Annotated in this window: 22 protein-coding genes; 9 read left to right on the top strand and 13 right to left on the bottom strand. The window is 61.2% G+C overall.

Annotated elements, in window-relative coordinates; all coding sequences use genetic code 11:
- Positions 1–7: 7 nt before the first annotated feature.
- From DMX11_RS09210 to DMX11_RS09220, 3 genes are all read right to left on the bottom strand, one after another.
- Positions 8–2,083, bottom strand: coding sequence for a hydantoinase/oxoprolinase family protein (locus DMX11_RS09210; RefSeq protein ID WP_110744236.1), 2,076 nt, complete (start codon positions 2,081–2,083; stop codon positions 8–10).
- A gap of 230 nt (positions 2,084–2,313) precedes the next feature.
- Positions 2,314–3,069: an SDR family oxidoreductase gene (locus DMX11_RS09215; protein WP_110744237.1), complete on the bottom strand. Its 756-nt coding sequence runs from the start codon at positions 3,067–3,069 to the stop codon at positions 2,314–2,316.
- Positions 3,062–3,811, bottom strand: coding sequence for an SDR family NAD(P)-dependent oxidoreductase (locus DMX11_RS09220; RefSeq protein WP_110744238.1), 750 nt, complete (start codon positions 3,809–3,811; stop codon positions 3,062–3,064). The genes DMX11_RS09215 and DMX11_RS09220 overlap by 8 nt, the downstream gene beginning before the upstream one ends.
- An 84-nt stretch (positions 3,812–3,895) precedes the next feature.
- On the opposite strand from DMX11_RS09220, the gene DMX11_RS09225 reads away from it, so the two are divergent.
- Together DMX11_RS09225 and DMX11_RS09230 are read left to right on the top strand one after the other, a co-directional pair.
- Positions 3,896–4,492: a TetR/AcrR family transcriptional regulator gene (locus DMX11_RS09225; protein WP_110744239.1), complete on the top strand. Its 597-nt coding sequence runs from the start codon at positions 3,896–3,898 to the stop codon at positions 4,490–4,492.
- Between the two features lie 125 nt (positions 4,493–4,617).
- On the top strand, positions 4,618–5,523 hold the full coding sequence (locus DMX11_RS09230) for a LysR family transcriptional regulator (protein WP_110744240.1): 906 nt from the start codon (positions 4,618–4,620) through the stop codon (positions 5,521–5,523).
- Positions 5,524–5,612: 89 nt separating this feature from the next.
- On the opposite strand, the gene DMX11_RS09235 is transcribed toward DMX11_RS09230, so the two are convergent.
- Complete coding sequence (locus DMX11_RS09235; protein ID WP_110744241.1) at positions 5,613–6,491, bottom strand: DMT family transporter; 879 nt, start codon at positions 6,489–6,491, stop codon at positions 5,613–5,615.
- Positions 6,492–6,739: 248 nt separating this feature from the next.
- Here DMX11_RS09235 and DMX11_RS09240 point away from each other — a divergent pair, with 248 nt between their 5' ends.
- Complete coding sequence (locus tag DMX11_RS09240; protein ID WP_110744242.1) at positions 6,740–7,564, top strand: aldo/keto reductase; 825 nt, start codon at positions 6,740–6,742, stop codon at positions 7,562–7,564.
- 20 nt (positions 7,565–7,584) lie between these two features.
- Here DMX11_RS09240 and DMX11_RS09245 read toward each other — a convergent pair whose 3' ends face one another.
- From DMX11_RS09245 to DMX11_RS09265, 5 genes are all read right to left on the bottom strand, one after another.
- Complete coding sequence (locus DMX11_RS09245; RefSeq protein WP_110744243.1) at positions 7,585–9,681, bottom strand: bifunctional diguanylate cyclase/phosphodiesterase; 2,097 nt, start codon at positions 9,679–9,681, stop codon at positions 7,585–7,587.
- 162 nt (positions 9,682–9,843) lie between these two features.
- Positions 9,844–10,338: a GNAT family N-acetyltransferase gene (locus DMX11_RS09250; RefSeq protein ID WP_110744244.1), complete on the bottom strand. Its 495-nt coding sequence runs from the start codon at positions 10,336–10,338 to the stop codon at positions 9,844–9,846.
- A gap of 183 nt (positions 10,339–10,521) precedes the next feature.
- Entirely contained in the window at positions 10,522–11,457 is a 936-nt protein-coding gene (catA, locus tag DMX11_RS09255) for a catechol 1,2-dioxygenase (RefSeq protein WP_110744245.1), read from the bottom strand.
- A gap of 43 nt (positions 11,458–11,500) precedes the next feature.
- Positions 11,501–11,791: a muconolactone Delta-isomerase gene (catC, locus tag DMX11_RS09260; RefSeq protein ID WP_003256111.1), complete on the bottom strand. Its 291-nt coding sequence runs from the start codon at positions 11,789–11,791 to the stop codon at positions 11,501–11,503.
- Between the two features lie 26 nt (positions 11,792–11,817).
- On the bottom strand, positions 11,818–12,939 hold the full coding sequence (locus tag DMX11_RS09265) for a muconate cycloisomerase family protein (RefSeq protein ID WP_110744246.1): 1,122 nt from the start codon (positions 12,937–12,939) through the stop codon (positions 11,818–11,820).
- Between the two features lie 135 nt (positions 12,940–13,074).
- Between DMX11_RS09265 and catR the strand changes: the two genes are divergently transcribed.
- Together catR and DMX11_RS09275 are read left to right on the top strand one after the other, a co-directional pair.
- On the top strand, positions 13,075–13,947 hold the full coding sequence (gene catR, locus DMX11_RS09270; protein ID WP_110744247.1) for an HTH-type transcriptional regulator CatR: 873 nt from the start codon (positions 13,075–13,077) through the stop codon (positions 13,945–13,947).
- Positions 13,948–14,068: 121 nt separating this feature from the next.
- Entirely contained in the window at positions 14,069–15,232 is a 1,164-nt protein-coding gene (locus DMX11_RS09275; RefSeq protein WP_110744248.1) for an AAA family ATPase, read from the top strand.
- 309 nt (positions 15,233–15,541) lie between these two features.
- On the opposite strand, the gene DMX11_RS09280 is transcribed toward DMX11_RS09275, so the two are convergent.
- On the bottom strand, positions 15,542–15,739 hold the full coding sequence (locus DMX11_RS09280; protein WP_110744249.1) for a DUF1737 domain-containing protein: 198 nt from the start codon (positions 15,737–15,739) through the stop codon (positions 15,542–15,544).
- A gap of 109 nt (positions 15,740–15,848) precedes the next feature.
- A complete protein-coding gene (locus DMX11_RS09285; RefSeq protein ID WP_110744250.1) occupies positions 15,849–16,730 on the bottom strand; it encodes a LysR family transcriptional regulator in 882 nt (293 codons plus the stop codon).
- Between the two features lie 90 nt (positions 16,731–16,820).
- Here DMX11_RS09285 and DMX11_RS09290 point away from each other — a divergent pair, with 90 nt between their 5' ends.
- Complete coding sequence (locus DMX11_RS09290; RefSeq protein ID WP_110744251.1) at positions 16,821–17,234, top strand: VOC family protein; 414 nt, start codon at positions 16,821–16,823, stop codon at positions 17,232–17,234.
- Positions 17,235–17,266: 32 nt separating this feature from the next.
- The gene (locus DMX11_RS09295) at positions 17,267–18,556 is read left to right on the top strand and encodes a cation:dicarboxylate symporter family transporter (RefSeq protein WP_110744252.1); all 1,290 of its coding nucleotides are present in this window, start codon (positions 17,267–17,269) and stop codon (positions 18,554–18,556) included.
- 224 nt (positions 18,557–18,780) lie between these two features.
- Here DMX11_RS09295 and DMX11_RS09300 read toward each other — a convergent pair whose 3' ends face one another.
- Positions 18,781–19,242, bottom strand: a complete 462-nt coding sequence (locus DMX11_RS09300; protein WP_110744253.1) for an anti-virulence regulator CigR family protein — start codon at positions 19,240–19,242, stop codon at positions 18,781–18,783.
- Positions 19,243–19,378: 136 nt separating this feature from the next.
- Positions 19,379–20,299: a LysR family transcriptional regulator gene (locus DMX11_RS09305; RefSeq protein WP_110744254.1), complete on the bottom strand. Its 921-nt coding sequence runs from the start codon at positions 20,297–20,299 to the stop codon at positions 19,379–19,381.
- A 297-nt stretch (positions 20,300–20,596) separates the two neighbouring features.
- Between DMX11_RS09305 and DMX11_RS09310 the strand changes: the two genes are divergently transcribed.
- Together DMX11_RS09310 and DMX11_RS09315 are read left to right on the top strand one after the other, a co-directional pair.
- Positions 20,597–21,568, top strand: coding sequence for a threonine/serine dehydratase (locus DMX11_RS09310; protein ID WP_146230346.1), 972 nt, complete (start codon positions 20,597–20,599; stop codon positions 21,566–21,568).
- Positions 21,569–21,630: 62 nt separating this feature from the next.
- A complete protein-coding gene (locus DMX11_RS09315) occupies positions 21,631–22,095 on the top strand; it encodes a RidA family protein (RefSeq protein WP_110744256.1) in 465 nt (154 codons plus the stop codon).
- Positions 22,096–22,365: the final 270 nt, after the last annotated feature.

Raw genomic sequence — 22,365 nt, forward strand, 5'->3', positions numbered from 1 at the left:
TCAGGCGTTAGCGGCGCACGACCAGCAGGCAGCCGTCTGGCTGGACCGTGGCGGTGAAGTTGGAGGTGACGAACGTCGAGGTCTCGCGCTCGACGATGATCGCCGGGCCTTCGACGCGGGCACCTACCTGCAGCTCTTCGCGCGGGTGGATGCCAGCCTCGACGAACCCACCGGCAGCCACGTCGAATACCTGGCGACGGGCGACTTCGTGAGCGCGATAGGCGGCGCCCACTTCGTCGATCTGCTGTACCGGCGGTAGCGGCGAACTGGCCTTGACCGACCAGCTGACGATTTCGATATCCGGGCCTTCGATGGGGCGGCCAAAGAAGCGGGTGTAGGCCTCTTCGAAGCGAGCCTTGAACTCCACCGTATCGGCGGCACTGAAAGCCTTGAATGGCAAGGCCACCGGGATTTCCCAACCCTGGCCGACATAGCGCATGAACGCCGTGCATTCCATTTCCGGCTCACCGACCGGCATGCCCTGGCGCAGGAAGCCCAGCGACTCGGCCTTCATTTCTTCGATCAGCGCATTGACCACTGCTGCATCGAACTCGGACAAGCGCACGAAGGCGCTGCGCACGGCTTCGTAGCCGAACGGCGCACGCAGGAAGCCGATGGCCGAGCCCACGCCCGCACCAGCCGGCACGATAAAGCGCGCCACGCCCATCTTCTCGCACAGCCGAGCGGCATGCAGCGGGCCGCCGCCACCGAAGGTGATCATGGTGTAGTCGGCGATGTCCTTGCCGCTTTCCACCGCATGTACGCGGCCAGCGTTGGCCATGTTCTCGTCGACCACCTCGCACACGCCAAACGCAGCGGTATCGGCCTGCATGCCCAACGGCTGGCCGATGACCCGGGCCATGGCGTTGGCGGCGCTGTCAGCGGACAGGCGCAAGGCGCCACCGGCGAAGTTCTCGGCATCCAGGCGGCCAAGCAGCAGGTTGGCGTCGGTAATGGTGGGCTCCAGGCCGCCACGCCCGTAGCAGGCCGGGCCTGGCTCGGACGCGGCGCTGTGCGGGCCAACGCGGATCTGGCGCATGCTGTCGATGCTGGCGATGGAGCCGCCGCCGGCGCCGATTTCGACCATTTCCACCACCGGGATGGAAATCGGCATGCCGCTGCCTTTCTTGAAGCGATAGGTGCGCGCTACCTCAAAGGTCTTTGCGGTTTTCGGCACCTGGTCTTCGATCAGGCAGATTTTTGCCGTGGTACCGCCCATGTCGAACGACAGCACGTTTTCCAGCTGGTAACGGCGGGCAATGTCAGCGGCGAATATCGCACCACCGGCCGGGCCGGATTCAACCAGCCGTACCGGGAACTCGGCGGCACTCTGCACGGAGATGATGCCGCCACCGGAATGGATCATGAACACCGGACAGTGGGCGCCCGCTTCCTTGAGGGTGACCACCAGACGGTCCAGGTAGGACTTGATCAGCGGCTTGACATAGGCGTTGGCGCATACGGTGTTGAAGCGTTCGAACTCACGCATCTGCGGCGAGACTTCGCTGGAGATGGAGATCGACAACTGCGGCAGGCGCGCTTGCAGGGCATCGCGCAACTGGCGCTCGTGGGCGCCATTGACATAGCTGTGGATGAAGCCGATGGCCACGCTCTGGTAGTTGCCTTCGGCGATGCGCTCGACCAGCGCCTCAATGTCGGCCTGCACCGGGGCGATCAGCACCTTGCCCTTGACGTCCAGGCGCTCGCGCAGGGTATAGCGGTGTTCGCGATCAATCAGCGGCGGTGGCAGGACGATGTTGATGTCGTACTGCTCAAAGCGGTTTTCAGTGCGCATTTCCAGGGTGTCCCGGAAGCCTTCAGTGGTGATGAAGGCTGTGCGGGCGCCACGGCGCTCGATCAGCGCGTTGGTGGCCAGGGTGGTGCCATGGATCAATTGATCGATGTCCGACAGCGCCAGGCCCGCCTGCTCCACCACCTGGCGTACGCCGGTGAGGATGGCCCGCTCGGGGAGCTCGTAGTCGGTCAGGATCTTGGTCGAATGCAGCACGCCGTTCACATCCAGCGCGATATCGGTGAAGGTGCCGCCTATGTCCACGCCGACCCGGCATGATGTCGCAGTCATCGTCATATCCCCTGCAATGCTCTGTAGTTGTCTCGACCGGTTAAGGCGGTCTTCATGTAAGTTATATGTTGTCTTACAGGTGGTCAAGCACCTATTTACTGAAATCTGTTGTGTTGGCACCGACCTCTTCGCCGATGGACCCACGCCTACAGGCTCGCCGCAAACCCTGAGGGCAGCGCCCTGAGCTGCGGGGGCGGGCGCTCCCGCGTAAAGGCCAGTGCCACCACCCCTCAACCTGCCGTCTTGACCATTCTCCCCCCGCCCACCGCCTGCGCTGTGGGGAACACTTCCATCCGGGACACATCCACTTGCCGCGGCATCTTCAGCGCAGCCAGCAAAAGCTCGGCAATGTCTTCCGGCTGGATCGACTCATACCCGTCATACAGTTCGCTACCTGCCGCCTGCATGCCCATGGCGGTTTTGTACAACTGAGTCTGCACCCGGCCCGGGGCAATCTCGGTCACTCGCACCCCGCTGCCCAGCAGATCACAGCGCAAGGCATCGCAGAACAGGCTCACCCCGGCCTTGGACGCCCCATACACCGCCGCTCCCGGATGCGCTGCGCGGCCGGCACTCGACCCAATGAAGAACAGATGCCCCCTACCCCGCCCGACCATGCCGGGCAACACCTGGCGCGCCAGGTGCAGCGGCGCCTTGAGGTTGATATCGAGCATGTTGTCGATCTCGGCTTCGTCCATGTCCTGGAACGCCGCACGGGTAGACAGAATGCCCGCGTTGTTGACCAGTACATCTAGTGCCTGCCCTTCCAGTGCGGCCGTCAGCGAACGGTAGTCGCGCACATCCGCCTGCAAGGTACTCACCCCGGGCTCGCCGGCAAGCTCTGCCAGCGCCTCAGGGCTGCGGCCCACGGCGATCACCTGCAAACCAGCGTCACGTAGCGCCAGCACGATGGCCCTGCCGATACCACTGGTGGCCCCGGTTACCAGCGCCCGCTGGTAGCCCTTGGGGAATGCGACTTCAGGCATAGATGTAACCCCCGCTGACAATCACGTTTTCGCCGGTGGCGTAGCTGTTGCGGCTGCTGCCCATCATCACGATCCACTCAGCAATTTCTGCGGGTTCTGCGGCGCGGCCCAGCGGGTTGGCCGCTGCCAGTTCGCCAAGGAAGCCCAGCTGCCTGGCGCGCTCGGTGGCGAAACCGGCCGGGGCCACCGAGTTGACCAGGATCTGGTCCTTGGCGCAGGCCTGGGCAAAGGATTTGGTCAGGCTCACCACCGCTGCCTTGGTCGCCGCGTAATGGGCGTTTTGCGGGTGGGCCTTGAAGGCATCGACCGAAGTGACGTTGACGATACGCCCCGTAACCGCCGGGGCCGCCACGTACTGCTGCATGTGGCGCACCGCAGCGACCATCATGTGGTAGGTGCCCTTGATGTTGACGGCGTTTTCCAGGTCCCACTCATCGTCGCTGATCTCGAAGATGTCCTGGCGCGGGTAGATTGCCGCGCTGTTGACCAAGCAATGCACCCGCCCCAGGCCCTCGACAATCTGGCCAAAGGCAGCGTGGGCGGTATCCTTGCGGGCAATATCACCCACCGCGATCGCCACCTGCACACCTTGCCCGCGCAGCTCTTCTGCAGCTTGTACCAGCAATTGCTCATTCCGGTCGATCAGGCCGATCTTGTCGGCGCCACGCTTGACCATCAGACGGGCTGTTTCCAGGCCCAGACCCGCGGCACCACCTACGATCACCACCGTTTGCTTGTCCACGAAACACCTCCACGATTGAGTCTTTACGTAAGATGCCTGTTGTCTTACATTTGGTCAAACATCAATTCGCCGACAGGTGCAGCCATGCCCGCTTACAGCCGCTCGTCCGTCCCCGCCCCGCATGCCCGGGACCGCCTGCTGGATGCGGCCAGCGCGCTGTTCGCCAACCACGGCTACCAGGCCATCGGCTTGCGCGACCTGGCCAGCCACCTGGGCCTACGGGCGGGGTCGCTGTATCACCATATCGAAAGCAAGCAGGGACTGCTGTTCGAGCTGATCGAATCGAGCCTGATCGATCTGCTGTATGAAACCCGACAATGCCTCAAAGGCGCCCGTACCAACAGTGAACGCTTACCGTGCTTCGTCCGGGCATTCGTCGCTTACAGCCAGGCCAACCCTGACAAACTGGTGCTTTTGACCCGCGAGGCAATGAACCTCAGCGAAGAGCAACTGTTGCAGGTCGAACAGCTGAAGGCGGAGTACAGCGGGCTGCTGAGTGACATCGTTGCTGCCGAATGCGGGCTTACGGCATCGCGGGCGCGTTCGATTGCCCACGCGGTACTGGGATTGTTGTGTGGCCAGGCGCAATGGGGAACTTTGCTGAACGCCCGGGAGCAGTTGGTGACCTTCGTCCAGGGCATTGTCGGCACCGGCAAGCCCCCTCAACTGATTGTGCGTTAAGGCGCTGCTGCAAGTTGTGGGGCCGGGCTTGCCCGCGAACGGGCCGGCACATCGGTACAAGGCAATCAGGCCACCGGCATGCTTCAATACACCGCCACCCCCTTTACTCCGGAACCTGAGCCCTCATGAACCGCAACGACCTGCGCCGCGTCGACATGAACCTGCTGGTGCTGTTCGAAGCCCTGATGATCGAACGCAACCTGACCCGCGTCGGCGAAAAGCTGTTCATTACCCAGTCCACCGTCAGCGCCGCCCTCGCCCGCCTGCGCGAGCTGTTCGACGACCCGCTGCTGATCCGTAGCGGCCGGGCCATGGAGCCCACGCCGAGGGCCATGCAGATCTTCGCCGAGCTGGGCCCGGCCATGGACGTGATTTCCGCGGCCATCAGCCGCGCCCGCGCGTTCGACCCGGCCAACAGCTGCAACGTGTTCCGCCTGGGCCTGTCGGACGACGCCGAGTTCGGTCTGTTCCCGGCCCTGCTGCAAGCCCTGCGCGAAGAGGCCCCGGACATCAGCGTGGTGGTCCGGCGGGCCAACTTCCTGCTGATGCCGGGCCTGCTGGCCAGCGGCGAGATTTCGGTGGGCGTGAGCTATACCACCGACCTGCCAGCCACCGCCAAGCGCCGCAAGCTGCGCGATATCGGGGTACGGGTGCTGCGCGCCGACGACCGCCCGGGGCCGCTGACTCTCGACGAATACTGCGCGCGCCCACATGTGATGGTGTCGTTTTCGGGTGACATGAGCGGCAACATCGACCTCGACCTGGCGCGCATCGGCCGTTGCCGCAAGGTAGTACTGGCCGTACCGCAGTTCGGCAGCCTACGCGCCCTGCTGCGCAACACCGAGCTGATCGCGACGGTGCCGGACTACGCCGCCTGCGCCTTGGCCGACGACGGTAGCCTGCGCGCCGACCCGGCGCCGTTCGAGATCACCGAGGCCGAACTGTCGATGGTGTGGAGCGGCGCACAGGACAACGACCCGGCCGAGCGTTGGCTGCGCGAACGCATCCTGCAATTCATGGCCACACAGTGACGCAGCGACCTCATCGATAGCCGCAATGGACGACTCGTCACTGGCTGTCATTCGGCCGAGCATGGCAGTGACTGGGCCGGTGCAGGTTTCTACTTGCCCCGCTGCATCCACGCCGCCCCCAACCCGCTGAGGCATATCACCGAGATGCCCACCAGGCTCAGGGTATCCGGGACCTGGCTGTACACCACGAACCCAAGCAAGCCGGCAAACACGATCTGGCAATAGCTGAAGGGCGCCAGCATCGCCGGGGCCGCATGACGGAAGGCCTGGGTCAGCAGCAGGTGCGCGGTCATGCCAAAGCCGCCCAGCGCCAGCATCAGCAGCGCATGGTCCCAACGCGGTACCTCCCAGAAGAACGGCACCAGCGCACTCATCGCCAATGTGTTGCACAGCCCCGCATAGAAGTTACTGGTGGTCGGGCTGTCATGCGCAGCGAGTATGCGCGTCAGCAACTGATAGAAGCAAAAGCCCAATGCTGAACCGAACGGGTAAAGGATCGCCGGGGTAAACATAGCCCCGCCCGGGTGCACCACCACCAGCACGCCGATGAAGCCCAGCACCACTGCCACCCACTGTCCCACCGTCACCCGCTCTTTCAACAGCGGCGCCGACAGCGCAGTGACCAGCACCGGGGCAAGGAAGTTGACCGCGGTGGCCTCGGCCAGCGGCAGGTATTGCAAGCCGGCGGTGAATAGCAGGCTGGTGCTCAGCAGGCTCAAGGCGCGCAAGGTTTGCAACAGCGGGCGGCGGGTACGCAGTACATTGAGGCCGGCCTTGGGCAGGAAAATGCCGGCCATCAGCAGGGTATGCACCACATAACGCGCCCACACCACCATGACAATCGGGTACAGGCCGCCAAGGAACTTGGACAAGGCATCGTGGCTGGCGAAGAGGAACGTCGCCACCACCACCAGGGCAATACCGCGCAGGGGTTGGTTGACGCCGGACAGCGGTGTGCTGGAACTCATGGCTCTCTCGATGACGGCGCGGCCCGATGCCGCGCCCAGGAAAGGCCGCACAGGCATACACCTGGCGGGTGTAACAGCTCGAATTCTAGAAGAGATGCAGCAGGATAAGGAAGTTGATTCACCGTTTGTCCAGCACGGGAGCAATTTGTGTTCGCTGATCGACCACTTTATGCCTCGCACGCATGGCCCGGGGGCTGCTGATCACCGACCATCGAACACGACCCCTGCCCACCCTACAAGGAATTTACATGCAAAGGCTCACCACCCGTAACGGCCTGGACCTCCCCGCAATCGGCCTGGGCACCTGGCCGATGACTGGCAGCGAGTGCACGGCCGCCGTGCACCAAGCCCTGGACGTGGGTTACCGGCACATCGACACCGCCACCGCCTACGACAACGAGGCGGCTGTCGGCCAGGCGCTGCGCGACAGCGATGTGCCTCGCGAGCAGATCCACCTCACCACCAAGGTCTGGTGGGACCGCCTTGAGCCAAAAGCCATGCGCCAGTCGCTGGAAGACAGCCTGCGCGCCCTGGGGACCGAACAGGTCGACCTGTTCCACATCCACTGGCCCGGCAAGGACTGGGACCTGGCGCACAGTATCGACACGTTGGTGGCCTTGCGTGACGAGGGCAAGGCGCGCCATATCGGCGTGGCCAACTTCCCGCTGGGGCTGCTGCGCCAGGTGATCGAGACCCTGGGCGCGCCGTTGTCGGCGATCCAGGTGGAATACCACGTGCTACTTGGCCAGCAACCGCTGCTCGACTACGCCCGCAGCCACGACCTGCTGCTGACCGCTTATACCCCACTGGCCCGCGGCCAGGCAGCGGCGCAACCGGTCATTCAGGAAATCGCCCGCAAGCACGGCGTGCTGCCCAGCCAGGTGGCACTGAAGTGGCTGCTGGACCAGGACGGGGTGGCAGCGATACCCAAGGCCAGCAGCCGGGAAAACCAGTTGGCCAACCTGGCAGCATTGAACGTGCGCCTGGATGATGAAGACCGCGCAGCGATTGCCCGGCTGCCGAAGGACCAGCGCGTGGTCAGCCCGGCGTTTGCGCCGGACTGGAATAGCTGAGTTGCGCGCAGACCGCCCCTTCAAACCCGGGTAATGATCTGCTTCAAACGCTCGCTGGCCGGCGCCGGCCGCCCGTACAGGTAGCCCTGGAAGTGCGAACAGCCCTCCGCGGCCAGCCGGCGCATCTGTTCCTCCGACTCCACGCCCTCGGCGGTGGTCTTGATCATCAGGCTGTTGGACAAATCGGTGATCGCACGGATGATCGACATCGCCTCGCGGCTGTCGCACATGTCGTGCACGAACGACTTGTCGATCTTGATCCGGTCGAACGGGAACGACCGCAGGTAGCCCAGCGACGAATACCCGGTGCCAAAGTCGTCCAGCGAAATCGACACCCCCAGGTCTTTTAGCGCGCGCAAAGTACGCACATTGTCTTCGCTGTTGCCCAGCAGCACCGACTCGGTAATTTCCAGCTCCAACCGCTGCGGCGCCAGGCCAGAGTCGGCCAGCGCCAGGGCGACGATGTGCACCAGGTTGCCGTTCTTGAACTGCACCGCCGACAGGTTGACCGAAACGGTCTGCTCACTGTCCCAGCTGGCCGCCTCCTGGCAGGCCAGGTTCAGCGCGCGGGTACCGAGTTCGTGGATCAGGCCGGTTTCTTCGGCGATGGGGATGAAGTCCATCGGCATGACCATACCGCGGGTCGGGTGCTCCCAGCGCAACAGCGCCTCATAACCGGTGACGCTGCTGGTCTGATGGTCGACCACCGGCTGGTAGTGCAGTTGCAACTGGCCCAGGTGCAGCGCCGTGCGCAAGTCGGTTTCCACCAGACGACGCTGGCGGGCAGCAACGTCCAGCTCGACGTCGAAGCACTCATAGCGGTTGCGACCGTTGCGCTTGGCTTCATACAGCGCCATGTCGGCATAGCCCAGCAGTTGCTCAGCCTGGTCGTTGTCATCCGGTGCGATGGCAATGCCGATACTGACGCCCACGCTGAACTGGTGCCCTTCTATCTGGAACGGCGGGTAAATGGCATTGATCAGTCGCTGTGCGGTATTGCAGGCCGCCTCGCGGTTTTCCAGGCCGGTGAGCACCACGGCGAACTCGTCGCCGCCCAGCCGGGCCAGGGTGTCGTGTTCACGCAGTTCGCGGCGCAGGCGCTTGCCAAGGGCACGCAGCAGCTTGTCGCCAAAGGCATGGCCGAGCGAGTCGTTGATGTTCTTGAAATTGTCCAGGTCCAGGCACAAGGCGGCGGTCAGCTTGTCGTGCTCGCTGCCGCGCACCAAGGCCTGGCGCAGGCGTTCGTTGAACAGTGTGCGGTTGGGCAGCCCGGTAAGCGCATCGTGGTGCGCCATGTGGTGGATCTGCGCGTGGGCGGCCAATTCTTCGGTAGCGTCCTCGGCCACGAACAGCACGTAGTCGGCCTGGCCCTCGCGGTTCTGGCTGAGCAAGGTACGGCTGCGCAGGGTGCGCGGGCCACGGGCGGTATCGACGCGGGTTTCGGCGGCATGGCCCTTGGTGCTGCGGGCACCGCGCACCAGTTGCTGCTGCAGGAATTCGGCCGCCGCCGGTGCCAGGCAGTCGCTGGGCAGTTGGCCGATCATGGTGCGCTGCGGCCCGCCGAACAGGCGCTCGGCCTGCTGGTTGGCCAACAAAATCCGCTGGCTTTCCAGGTCCTGGACGATGACGCTGGCGGGAATGTTGGCAATCACCGAATCAAGAAACTGTGACAACTTGGCCATTTCCTGGCTGTACTGTTCGGCCAGCTCCTTGGCCCGCAGCAGTTCCTGTTCCTGCTGGTAGCGTTCGGAAATGTCACGGGTGACCTTGGCGAAACCCACCAGTTGCCCAGCGTCGTCGTACACCGCGTCGATCACCACATGGGCATGGAAAGCTGAGCCGTCCTTGCGCAGGCGTGAGCCGATTTCCTCGAAGCGGCCGGTGTTGCGCGCCTGCTCCAGGTTGAGCGCAGGCAACCCGGCAGCACGTTCGGCATCGCTGTAGAACAGCGAATAGTGCTGGCCAACGATTTCTTCGGCCTTGTAGCCCTTGGCGCGCTGCGCACCGGGGTTCCAGTTGGCAACGATACCTTCGGGCGTGAGCAGGTAGATGGCATAGTCCACCACACTCTGGATCAACAGCCGGTACATGATGTCGGGGCTGGCAACTAGCGACATGAACTTTACCTGAGCCTTTGCAGGGCATGAAAAGAGACCGGCAAGCGGGTGCCGGGCTTGAGTGAGCATTGATGGCATTATGCCGCCCATGACAATTTTGTGAAGTGGCTCACAAAAATGTCGCCATCCCTTCATCAAGGACGAACCAAGGCGAGGAACACCTCAGTGGCGAGCGCCGGTCACCAGGAAATTGAGCAAATCAGGATCATCATCCACGGCGATGGCCTGCGCCGGGCGGGACAGCTTGGCCAGCACGGCCTTGCAGAAGGCCACCGCGGGCGGGTCTTGCGCGTAGCAACGCAGCAGCCAGTCGCCTTCACCACCCAGCAGCTGCAATGCCACTGCCTGGCCGATGCCCTGGCGGCGGTACTTCTTCAGGATGAACAGGTCGGCCAGTTCCAGCGCATCGATGCCCGGCAGTTCGCTGCGCTCGACCAGCACGAAGCCGGCAATGAAGCCGTCCGCCAACACCAGGCAGGCGCGCCAGCCGTCATCCTGCCAATAGCGCTGCAGGTGCTCGTCGTGGATGTAGAAGCGGCCGTCCACCTCGACATCTTCCTGTTCCCAGTCGGAGGACTCATAGGCATAAAACTGGTACAGGTTGCGGATCAGCGGGGCCTGGTCCGCGGTGGTGGGCAACAGCGCGATGGGCAGCATGGTGCGGGGCTCGGTTAAATTGCCGATTCTAGATCACCCGCCTGCGGCAGTAAAAAGCCCGGGCCCTCCCCGCACGGAAAGGCCCAGGCAAGAATCACAGCAGATGATGGCTAGAGGTCTGCGGGGCGTGGGCGTTGTGCAGACCTTATGGTCGCGGCCTTGGGGCAGACCTCAAGCCGAAACTCAGCCCTCCTGCAACGCCCGCGGGCGGTGACTGCGCGCCTCGGCCTCTGGCGCCTTGGCCGCCTGCAGGTGGAAGTCGAACGCCAGCTCGGCAAAGCGCTCGCCTTGCACGCCGCGGTCATGCGCCGCCGCCGCATCCTCGACAAAGCGCAGGTCGCCGATCAGCCCGTCACGGGTGGCGTAGGCAAAGTCATCCCACAGGTACTGGTCACCGGCAAAGTTGATCTGCGTGGTCAGGTGCCGGTGCCCCGGTGCCGAGATGAAGAAGTGCACATGCGCCGGGCGCTGGCCGTGGCGGCCGAGCAGGTCGAGGCATTCCTGGGTCGGCCCCTGCGGGTCGCAGCCGTAACCCGACGGCACGATCGAGCGCGCACGGTAGCGGCCTTCGGCATCGGTGATGATACGGCGGCGCAGGTTGTACTCGGACTGGCTCGAGTCGAAGTACGAATAGGTGCCTTGGGTATTGGCGTGCCACAGGTCGACGGTAGCCCCGGCCAGCGGCTTGCCATCGGCATCGAACACCTGGCCCTGGAGGAACATCACCACGCCAGGATCGGTGCCATCGTCCATGCGCACTTCACCTTGCGCCAGTGGAGCGCCGGCAACGTAAAGCGGCCCTTCGATGGTGCGCGGGGTGCCACCGGCCAGGCCGGCTTCGGCGTCCTTGGCGTCCTGCAACAGGTCGAGGAAGTGCTCGATGCCAAGGCCGGCAGCCAGCAAGCCGGCCTCGTTACGGCCGCCCAGGCGGTTGAGGTAGTCAATGGCGTGCCAGAACTCGTCCTCGGTGACTTCCAGGTCTTCGACCAGGCGTGCGGTGTCTTGCAGTACGCGGCGGATGATCTGCTTGAAGCGCGGGTTGCCCTCGGCATGGTCCAGGCCAGCGACCTGGTTGAAGAAGGCTTGAATGTCGGCAGTGTGGGAAATTTTCACGGTCATCGTGCTCACCTCATATTGTTCTTGTCAGGTAGACAGGTGCGGATCAGCGGTCGTCGCTGTGGATCGACGAGGGGTGCCGGCACAGGCCGTCGACCTCGATGTCCATGTACGGAAACAACGGTAACTGCATCAACGTGTCGTGCAGCGCCTCGACGCTGGGCACATCGAACACGCTGTAGTTGGCATAGTGCCCGGCGATGCGCCACAGGTGGCGCCAGGTGCCTTCGCGCTGCAGGCGTTGGGCCAGTTCCTTTTCGTCGGCCTTCAGCTGGGCGGCCTTGGCCGGGTCCATGTCGACCGGCAATTTCACGGTCATCTTCACGTGGAACAACATGGTTCATCTCCTTGCTTGCTATGCAATCAGCGACGGGCGAAGCGCGCCAGGCGCTGTTCGTCCAGGGTCAGGCCCAGGCCTGGTGTACGGGGGATGTGCAACTGGAAGTCACGGTACTGCGGCGGCTCGTTGACGATTTCTTCGGTCAGCAGCAATGGCCCGAACAGCTCAGTGCCCCAGGTCAGCTGGCGCAGGGTCAGGAAGGCATGGGCCGAAGCCAAGGTACCGATCGAGCCTTCGAGCATGGTGCCGCCGTACAGGGCAATACCCGCGGCCTCGGCGATTTGCGCGGTGCGCAGCACGGCACGTGGGCCACCGTTCTTGGCGATTTTCAGGGCGAAGATGCTGGCGGCGCCGTCGGCGGCCAGGCTGAAGGCGTCTTCGACGCTTTCGATCGACTCATCGGCCATGATCGGTGCCGGGCTGCGCTGGTTAAGGCGCACCTGACCACCGCGGTTGACACGCGAAATCGGTTGTTCAATCAGGTCGATGCCGTTATCGCCGAGCACCTGGCAGGCTCGCAAAGCCTGGGACTCATCCCAGTACTGGTTGACATCGACACGCACGCTGGCGCTGTCGCCCAGCTCGCGCTTGATCGCCACTACGTGCCTTAGGTCCTGCTCAACCGGGTTGGCGCCGATCTTCAGCTTGAACACCCGGTGCCGGCGGATTTCCAGCATGTGCTGGGCTTCGCCGATGTCGCGCGCGGTATCGCCGCTGGCCAGGGTCCAGGCCACTTCCAGGCTGTCACGCACACGGCCACCCAGCAGTTCGCTGACCGGCAGGCCCAGGCGCTTGCCCTGGGCGTCGAGCAAGGCACTTTCGATACCCGACTTGGCAAAGGTGTTGCCCTTGGCCAGCTTGTCCAGTTTGAGCATGGCGGCGTTGATGTTGTCTGCCGGCAGGCCGATCAGCGCCGGGGCCAGGTGCGCGTCGATATTGGCCTTGATGCCCTCGGGGCTTTCGTAGCCATAGGCCAGGCCACCAATGGTGGTGGCCTCGCCGATACCTTCCACACCATCGCTGCAGCGGATGCGCAATACCACCAAGGTCTGCTGCTGCATGGTATGCATGGCCAGCTTGTGCGGGCGAATGGTCGGCAGGTCGACGATCACTGCCTCGATACGTTCAATCAGCGCGCTTGTCATTGTTGCCAGGTCTCGTCAGGTCGGGCAGCCAGTTGCAGGCCCGAATGGTGCATTAACTTGATTGTTCAAGGATTGCGCGAGACCCTGACCAGCGTCCAATATCAAATGAATCTCCCACCATACCCTGGAGGTCTGATGGAGCTGCGCCACCTGCGTTATTTCAAGGTTCTGGCCGAGACCCTGAACTTCACCCGCGCCGCCGAGCTGCTGCACATTGCCCAGCCACCGCTGAGCCGGCAGATCAGCCAGCTGGAAGATCAGCTCGGCACCCTGCTGGTGGTGCGCGAACGCCCGCTGCGGCTGACCGAGGCCGGCCGGTTCTTCTACGAGCAGACGTGCACCGTGCTGCAGCAGTTGCAGAACATCAGCGACAACACCCTGCGTATTGGCCAGGGCCAGCGCCAGTGGCTGGGTATCGGCTTTGCGCCGTCCACGCTGTACACCGTGCTGCCGGAGCTGATCCGCGAACTGCGCCAGGACAGCGAGCTGGAGCTGGGCCTGAGCGAGATGACCACGCTGCAGCAGGTGGAAGCCTTGAAAAGCGGGCGCATCGATATTGCATTTGGGCGCATCCGCATCGACGACCCGGCCATTCACCAGCAGGTACTGTGCGAGGACCCGCTGGTGGCCGTGCTGCCCAAGGGCCACCCGCTGGCGGGCCAGCCCCTGAGCCTGTCGCAGCTCGCGGGGGAAGCGTTCATCCTCTACCCAGCCAATCCCCGCCCCAGTTACGCCGACCATATATTGGCGCTTTTCGCCCACCACGGCATGAGCATCCGGGTCAGCCAATGGGCCAATGAGCTGCAGACAGCGATTGGCCTGGTGGCCGTTGGCGTGGGCATTACCCTGGTGCCGGCGTCGGTGCAGCAGCAGCACCGTACCGATATCGAATACGTCGGCCTGCTGGACAGTGGCGCTGTCAGCCCGATCATCCTCAGCCGGCGCAAAGGTGATGTAAGCCCGATCGTGCAGCGTTGCCTGGCATTGATCGAGCAGCAGGCCCGATGAACAGGCTGCCCCATTTGCGCTGCCTGTGTGTTCGCCACCCTCGGGCAGCAGCGGTCGGGCAGTAGAAAGGCCGCCCCGCTTACGCCACAATCGACCGCCAGGTTCAAACCGGACACCCCGCATGCTCACCACCCTCGCCATCGGCAATTACCGCTCGATCAATCACCTCGTACTGCCCTTGGGCCAGCTCAACCTGGTGACCGGTGCCAACGGCAGCGGCAAGTCCAACTTGTACAAGGCCCTGCGGCTGCTCGCCGAAACCGCCCAAGGCGGTGTGATCGAAGCCCTTGCCAGGGAAGGCGGGCTGGATTCGACCTGGTGGGCCGGGCCAGAGATGAGTGCGCGCATGAAGCGCGGTGAGGTACCGATCCAAGGGCAGCATCCGAGCGAGGCCAGGCGCCTGCGCCTGGGCTTTGCCACCGAGGACTTCGGCTTCGCCATCTCCCTCGGCTTGCCGATCCCGCTGCCTTATCCCACCGCCTTCATGCTTGACCCCGAAATCAAGACTGAAGTCATCTGGGCTGCCGGGGCCTATCGGCCTTCGTCGTCGCTGGTAGAACGCAAGAATGCCCTGGTACGGGCCCGCGAGGGCAATGCCTGGACGGTGCTCGACCAGCATGCCGACAGCTGCGAGAGCTTCTTCAGTATCGTTGGCCGGCCAAGGCAGGCCCCGGAAATTGGCGAGCTGCGGGCATTCATCAACAGCTGGCGGTTCTACGACCACTTTCGCATCGACCGTGATGCGCCGTGCCGTCAGCCACAACTGGGGACTCGCTCACCGGTGCTGCATCACGACGGGCGCAACCTGGCCTCGGCGTTGCAGACCATTGTCGAGATTGGTGAGGTTGAAGACCTGGAAGAGGCACTCGAGGACGCGTTCCCCGGTAGCCGTCTGGAGATCAATGCGCCACCGGGCGGGCTGTTCAGTGTGCGGCTGCACCAGCATGGGCTTTTGCGGCCGCTTGAAGGTGCTGAATTGTCGGACGGCACGCTGCGCTATCTGTTGCTGATGGCTGCGCTGCTGACGCCGCGGCCACCATCGTTGATGGTGCTGAACGAACCGGAAACCAGCCTGCACGCCGACCTGCTGCCGGCCCTGGCGCGGCTGATTATCCGGGCGTCTGGCCGTAGCCAGGTCTGGGTGGTATCGCACAGTGCGCCATTGATTGCAGCGCTGTCGGCGTGTGACGGGTGCAATGTGCTAGAGCTGGAAAAGGTACAAGGGCAAACCCAACTACGCGGGGTGGGGATGTTGGATGAGCCGCTGTGGCGGTGGGTTGATTGAGCCCGGCGACAATGATAGCCCGGGGACCGTCTTGGTTATTGCGGTGCCTGGGAGATCGAGCGCCGCCCGCGCGGCGCATCGCGAGCTGCGCTCGCTCCTACATTTGTTTCGGGCCAGTATCCCTGTGGCAGACGCGCGCGACCGCCTGGTTTGTACGACGCGATATCGCGCCATGCACCAAGGCGTTCGCGCGCAAATTCCACAGGCATAATTGGCCTGAAACAAACGTAGGAGCGAGCGCAGCTCGCGATGCGCCGCGCGGGCGGCGCTCGATCTCCCACGCGCTGCAATAACCAAGGCAAACCTCGATCAGGCTGAAATCCCCTGCGCCCCCGGCCAGATGACTGCCTGAGCTACGATCACATTCTTGCCATTGAACGTCAGCGCAGGCCCGCCATGGAGTTGATAGCCCAGCTCCAAGGCATCACTCACCCGATGGCAAAAAGACGCGTCATCGGGGCCGGTCAATACACGGTAAATCGGCAGGCCATCGGGTGGTTGGGTCATGTATTCGGTCCTTGCAGCAGTAGGTGTGTCTTCCAAGAATACTGTTTTCTGCCGGATCACGGCTGGATTGTTCCATGCGGTGTCTACGACATCGCTTTTCATGCAGAGCCTAGGCTGTGTGGGCTGACCCTAGAGGGGCGGTGAGAACCTCCCGAAGGCGCTGAAGGGCTGGCAAGTTACGATTTGACTCACTATAAGCCAATACGATGTTTCGGCTGTAACGGGTATCCTGACTGACGGGAATATAGTGAGCATTGAACGACCCTGTCGTGAGCCACTGAGGTACAAGTGATACTCCCTGACCATAGGAGACCAGCAAATCAATGGCCTCCAGTGAGTCGATATCGCACCCCACCCTCACATCAATGTCACGATCATCAAGGTACCGCTGAGCCAATGATCCGCCCCATGAGTTAACGTCGTAGCGTATGAAGGGCTGAGTTTCCAGGGCGGATAAAACTGCGTCTGCAGTGACCGGCGTACCGCTTAGCAGCCCAAGCGGCTCGGCGCGGAGCAAACATAACCTTACAGACTTAGGTGGTTTGAACGGTGGCTCGACGAGAATGGCCGCGTCCAGCTCGCCGCCGACAAGTTTATCGTACAGGAGCTTTGAATCGCCTGGGGTAATCTTCAGCTTCACGTCAGGTGCGCATACCGAAAACTGTTCGATAGCTGACGGTATGATTCCCGTTAATGCGGTAGATATCGCGCCAAGATTAAGATCCCCCCGCAAGTCATCCAGTTGCAGATCGAATTTCAATTCATTGGCTTGTAGTATGATGTCACGGATTTTTTGTGTAACAGCAATTAGCCTCTGATTAGGCCTTATCGAATGAGCATCTCGGTTGAAAAGCTCGCACTCCAGTTCTTTCTCGAGGCTTTGAATTCGCAAGCTGATGGCCGTCGATGACACATTCGACTTTTTTGCAGCGCTGGCGATTGACCCATTGTCAATGACAGATATAACGGCCTCCAGCGTTCTGATGTCCATACCGATTCCTTATGCTCAGACCAAGCGTGGGTGGGTGTACATGCGTCGCGCGTTCTGAAAAGCTTTTCTCCCCTGCTGAGGAGAGTCGCCATGTTTAATCCTTTCCATATCGCCTACCATGTTACCAGCCTTGAAGACGCCCGAAAATTCTATAAAGATTACCTGGGATGTATCGAGGGGCGAAGCACTGATACCTGGGTAGACTTTGACTTTTTCGGGCATCAGATTTCCCTGCATCTTGGTGAGCCATTCAAGACTACCCGCACAGGCAAAGTGGGCCAGCATAGGGTGCTGATGCCCCATATTGGCGTGGTACTGCCGCTTGATCGCTGGCTGGAGCTTGCTCAGCGGTTAGAGGCCAAAGACATGGTGTTTGAGATCCCCCCAGTCATTCGTTTCAGGGGGGAGCCCGGGGAGCAATGTACGATGTTCTTCCTTGACCCGAGCGGCAACCCAATCGAAATCAAAGGCTTTAAAAATCTCTCCGCCGTCTTCGCTTCTTGATTCATCCCAATAATAACAAGAGACCCAACACCATGGCTGCGAAAAAAAAGATCAGCTTGATCACCCAGATTGCAATCGGCTTGTTTTCAGGGGTTATTGTCGGGTTACTGCTCAACTACTTTCCCGATCAAAAAGGCTGGTGGGTAGCGCAGGTCCTTCAGCCCGCGGGCGATGCCTTCATCAAGCTGATGAAAATGATCATCGTCCCGCTGGTGTTCTCCTGCATGGTAGTGGGGATTGCCGGATCTGGGGGCCGCTCTCTCGGGCGAGTGGGAACAAAGGCGTTGGTTTACTTCTTCTCGGTGACCGGCGTGGCAATTGTTTTCGGATTATTAGTGGGTAATATTTTCCAGCCTGGCGTTGGCGCCGACTTTTCCAGCACAGCAACTAGCACGGTGCAAGCCCCGATGCAGGGCGCATCACAGGGGTTAGGCAATGTGCTGCTGGGAATCATCCCGGATAACATCATCGCGGCGATGGCTGAAGCCAAGCTACTTTCCGTACTGTTTTTTGCGATAATTTTTGGGGTGGCGCTTTCTACTCTGGAACCGCAAAAGCGACTTCCCTTGGTCGGTGCGTTACAAGCCGTTGCCGATACGATGTTCAAAGTAACCCACATGGTGATGGCGTATTCTCCGATCGGCATTTTTGCCCTGATTGCAGTAACGGTATCCAGCTTTGGCATTCACGCCCTGCTGCCGCTGGCGAAGCTGATCGGCGTGACATACCTGGCGGTACTATTCTTTGCTATCGTGGTGCTGGGCTTCATTGCAAAGCTGGTCGACGAAAACATTTTTGAAATCATCAAGGCTTTCAAGGATGAATTAGTGCTGGCATTCAGTAGTGCCAGCTCCGCGACGGTCATGCCTCAACTGATGGCCAAGAGCGAAGTGAGAGGCGTACCACGCAACATCACCACGCTGGTCATACCGCTGGGATATTCGTTCAACCTTGATGGTGCCTCTTTGTTTGCAGGGTTAGGGACACTCTTTATTGCCCAGGTTTACAATATTGAGCTCGCCCTGGCAGACCAGATCATGCTTGTTTTCATCATGGTACTCACCTCCAAGGGCGCTGCTGGCGTACCGGGGTTCATGTTTGTCATCCTCACTGCCACACTCACCGCCGCCGGGTTGCCGTTGGAGGGCGTTGCCTTGATTGCTGGGGTTTACAGGCTAATGGATATGCCGGTTACTGCACTGAATGTGCTAGGCAACGCGCTGGCCCCCTTGGTAGTGGCAAAATGGGAAAGTCGATCCCTGAACCGTGATGAACCTGTGAAGGGTAATGCTGAAGCCAGAGCACTCCCTCAAGAACAATGATTCGGCCAGTATCACTGCGTTTTGCCAAGCTGAAGGAAGCGCAGTAGTCAGTCGATCAGGTTCACAGGACGAAATGGAAGATAGGGTAAACGCCATGCTCTTCCATTTCCGGTTTCTGCACGACCCACCTTTGATCGACCACGGGCTGCGAGGATCTGCTCCATTTTTTTTTAACACGTCATCGCTGTATCCAGCCATGTCGGAGGCACAAGGCGCACACGGATTCAGTCGAAGGCACCGTTCAGCACTTCATAAATCAGGCCTGTCGCCACAGCAACCAGGATCAGATCGGCGCCGGCCTGCATCCACTCGTAGCCGTCATAGTGCGGCAACTGGCCGAGCAGGCGACCGTCCAGTTTCTTGGCGATTCCTGGAGGAAGCGGCTTGCCACGAGCGAGATTCTTTTGGATACCGGGTGGTAGCGAGGGGCCCGGACTCCAGTAGTCCCGGTGGCCGCTCAAGATGCCGAGGACATCACCACGGTCTATAGACGGGCCACCGTGTCGGCCACCATGATCGCCCCCCTTCTTGCCGCCACCTGACTGGCCAGGTCCTTGGGAGTGTGGAGGCTGGCCCTTCCCGTTCCCCTGCCCTTTGCCATTGCCAGGATCAGCCGATGAAACGCAGGGCGCTAATGCCATTACCATCGATGTAATGCATGCAACGAAAATCCGGGGTCTGGCCATGGCTGCTTCCTTTTGCGATGGTGGATTCTATGCAATGTAGACGACGCCAGGGGCACAAGCCGCGTCTAGCTTTCACAACAGCCTGTCATGCCTCCCCACAGAGTGCGTTCTTTCCCGCCTGGGAAAATGACGTTTTCTAGCCACTGACGGATTCTATCGGCACGGGGTACTGAATACGTACCAGCTCGATCAGGGCCTCAACCAGAGGATGATGCCGGGCGGAGTTCCACGCCAAAGCACTGGTGACCAAGCGAAACTCCTGCAACAAGGGGCGTATCACGACATTGGCGGGCGCTAGTCGTTGAAGCTCGTACGGCACCAGTGCGATACCCTGCCCACAGCTGACAAACGAAATCTGGGAACCGATCGACCTGACCTCATGCATGATCTTCGGCCGGAAACCGCACTGTTGGCAGCAATTAACGATGTAGTCGAAAAAGACCGGGCTACCGCTGCGTGCGAACATGATCTGGACATCATCGACCAAGGCTCGTAGATCTACAGACGCTTGATTGGCCAGCGGATGGTTTATTGATAATGCGACGGCCAGCCGATCCTGCACCAGCGGGATCGAGCGGATGGGGTCGTGATATCCGCCCTCGATGCGGGCGAATGCGACGTCGATATCCCCCGTCTCCAGCGAGGGCACCGCCTCACCACTGTCGATCTCACGGATGAACACCGATGCCTGCGGGAAACGCGCCTTCAACTGCTCGATGAGCCCAGGAAGCACTTCGACCAGCGCGGCATTGATGGCGCCAATCGTAAGCACCGCTGTCTGGCCAGCAACAGCCTCGTGCACAGCAAGCTCCAGTCGTTCAAGCTGCTCGGCGAACTTGCGCACTGCCGGCATGATCGCCAAGCCGGCCGGCGTCAGAAACGCACCTTTGCTTGTGCGCTCGAACAGCTTCACCCGCAATGAGGCTTCGAGCACTTTGATCTGCTCGGTCAAAGGCGGTTGCGACATGCCCAGCCGCTTGGCTGCGCGTCCAAAATGCTGCTCCTCGGCGACAGCCAAGAACAGCCAGAGATGGCGTATCAGGCGAAAGTTGATCATGAAATTCCTGGTTCAGGACTCGCTGAGGGGGACTCTACCTTAAGGGGCGATGACAAACGCGGTGATGCGTGCAAATGGCCTGGGCCGATACGCCCAGCGTATCGAGCAATTAGCATATTCGAAATATACCTTCGGCTCAGAGCCCGAAATACTAGGGCATCGCAACCGCAGGTGTCCGTCATGAGCCAACAATACCGACTGCCTGGACACTCGCCCACCGTGCACCTGATCACAGTTTGCCGCGTCAATACGACTGACATGTGCCCTACCCCTCTTTTTAGCTGAGGTCCCGCTGTGTTGAATTTTGATCTCGCACTGATTGCCAAAGCCCGAAGCGCTCTTCAGGGCCAGGTTGTGCGCACCCCCCTGCTCAGCTCGCCCATGCTCAATGAGCTGGTGGGGGCAAATGTATATGTGAAAGCTGAATGTCTACAAAAAACCGGAGCGTTCAAGTTCCGCGGTGCGATGTTCAAGCTGTCGCAGATGACATCAGAGGAACGCGACAAGGGTGTCATCACCTACTCGGCAGGCAACCATGGGCAAGCGGTTGCTGCGGCGGCCCGTCATTGGGGATGCCCATGCGTCGTTGTGATGCCAGAGCATGCACCGCGCATCAAGCAGGACAACTGCCGCTGGTGGGGTACGGAGGTCGTGCTTTACAACAAAGACCGGGAAGATCGCGAGGATGTCGCGCGACGTTTGATCAACAGTCGTGGCATGACGTTCGTATCGCCGTTCGATGATCCGCACATCATGGCAGGCCAGGGCACCATCGGGCTGGAGGTGATCGATCAACTGGCCGAAGCGGATGCGGGACTCGACTCGGTCTGGTTGGGCTGCAGCGGAGGCGGTATGGCTGCAGGCACGCTGACGGCGCTGCAGTCGAAATTCGGTGAATTCGAAAGCGTTCTGGTAGAGGCCGACGGCTACACCAAATGGGCAACTGCGCTGAAGCAAGGCAAGCCGGTGAAACTTGAGAAGCTCCCCAACACACTTATTGACGGTATTGCGGGGCCTGCAGTTGGGCTTCTGCCCTTCGAAGCGTTGAGGCCCCTCCGCCCGCGCGCAGAGGTGGCGTATCTGGACGATGCGTTTTCTGGCATGCGCGCCGCGTTTCAATTTCTGAAACTGGTTGTAGAACCGGGCGGTGCCGCGGCACTGGGTGCACTCATCAGGGAACGAGCGCGCTATCGAGATAAAACCATCGTTGTGGTGTGCTCCGGCGGTAATGTCGACCCTGATGTTTTCCAACAAGCATGGGCAAGGTAGTCGCGCTCGGTATCCGCCCCCCAGCTCGCATTCACGCATGACTGAAAACAGTGGAGACAAACATGAACAAGGTGCTGGAAAAGCTGACAGCCATGGGCCTTGAGCTGCCGGCGTTCAATACGCGAGGCGGTAACTATGTGCTGTACACGCGGTTTGGCAATCTGATCTATACAGCAGGTCAGGTGAGCCTGAAGGACGATGTCCTGCAGTACAAAGGGACGGTCGGCGTCGACATCGACCTCGAGACGGCACAGGCTGCCTCTCGCGTGTGTGCGCTCAACCTCTTGGCGATCGCCAACCATGCGAGTGAGGGCCGACTTGATCGACTCCGCGTGCTCAAGGTCAACGGCTTTGTCAAATGTCTACCCAGCTTCGAGCAGCAGGCAAAAGTCGTTGACGGCGCGTCGGATTTGTTTGTGGAACTCTTCGGTGCTGAACGTGGAGGGCATGCGCGGGCTGCTGTGGGTGTGGCCGCACTTCCTAGAGGCGCTCCGGTAGAGATCGAGGCCGTCTTCGCCATCGAATGAAGGGGGTAAGCCGGCAGCGCAGGTACTCGATGGCGATACCCTGCTGGAGGGGAATCAAACGGCACCGCAGCGCCATACGATGAAGCTATCAAGGTATTCGTTGAAAAGGAATGTCACTGCTCAGAAACCTGCGCAATAGTAATCACAGCAACATGCTCCAACAGATGAACTGCAGGACCAGGCGGTCGGCGCCATGAGCGCGCACCGTGATAAAAACAACAAACAAGTCAGTTTCATATCGAAACTTTCAGTTCTAGAAAACTGCCGTTG

Origin of the sequence: Pseudomonas sp. LB-090624, from assembly GCF_003205205.1 — a bacterium.
Taxonomy (GTDB): Bacteria; Pseudomonadota; Gammaproteobacteria; order Pseudomonadales; family Pseudomonadaceae; genus Aquipseudomonas.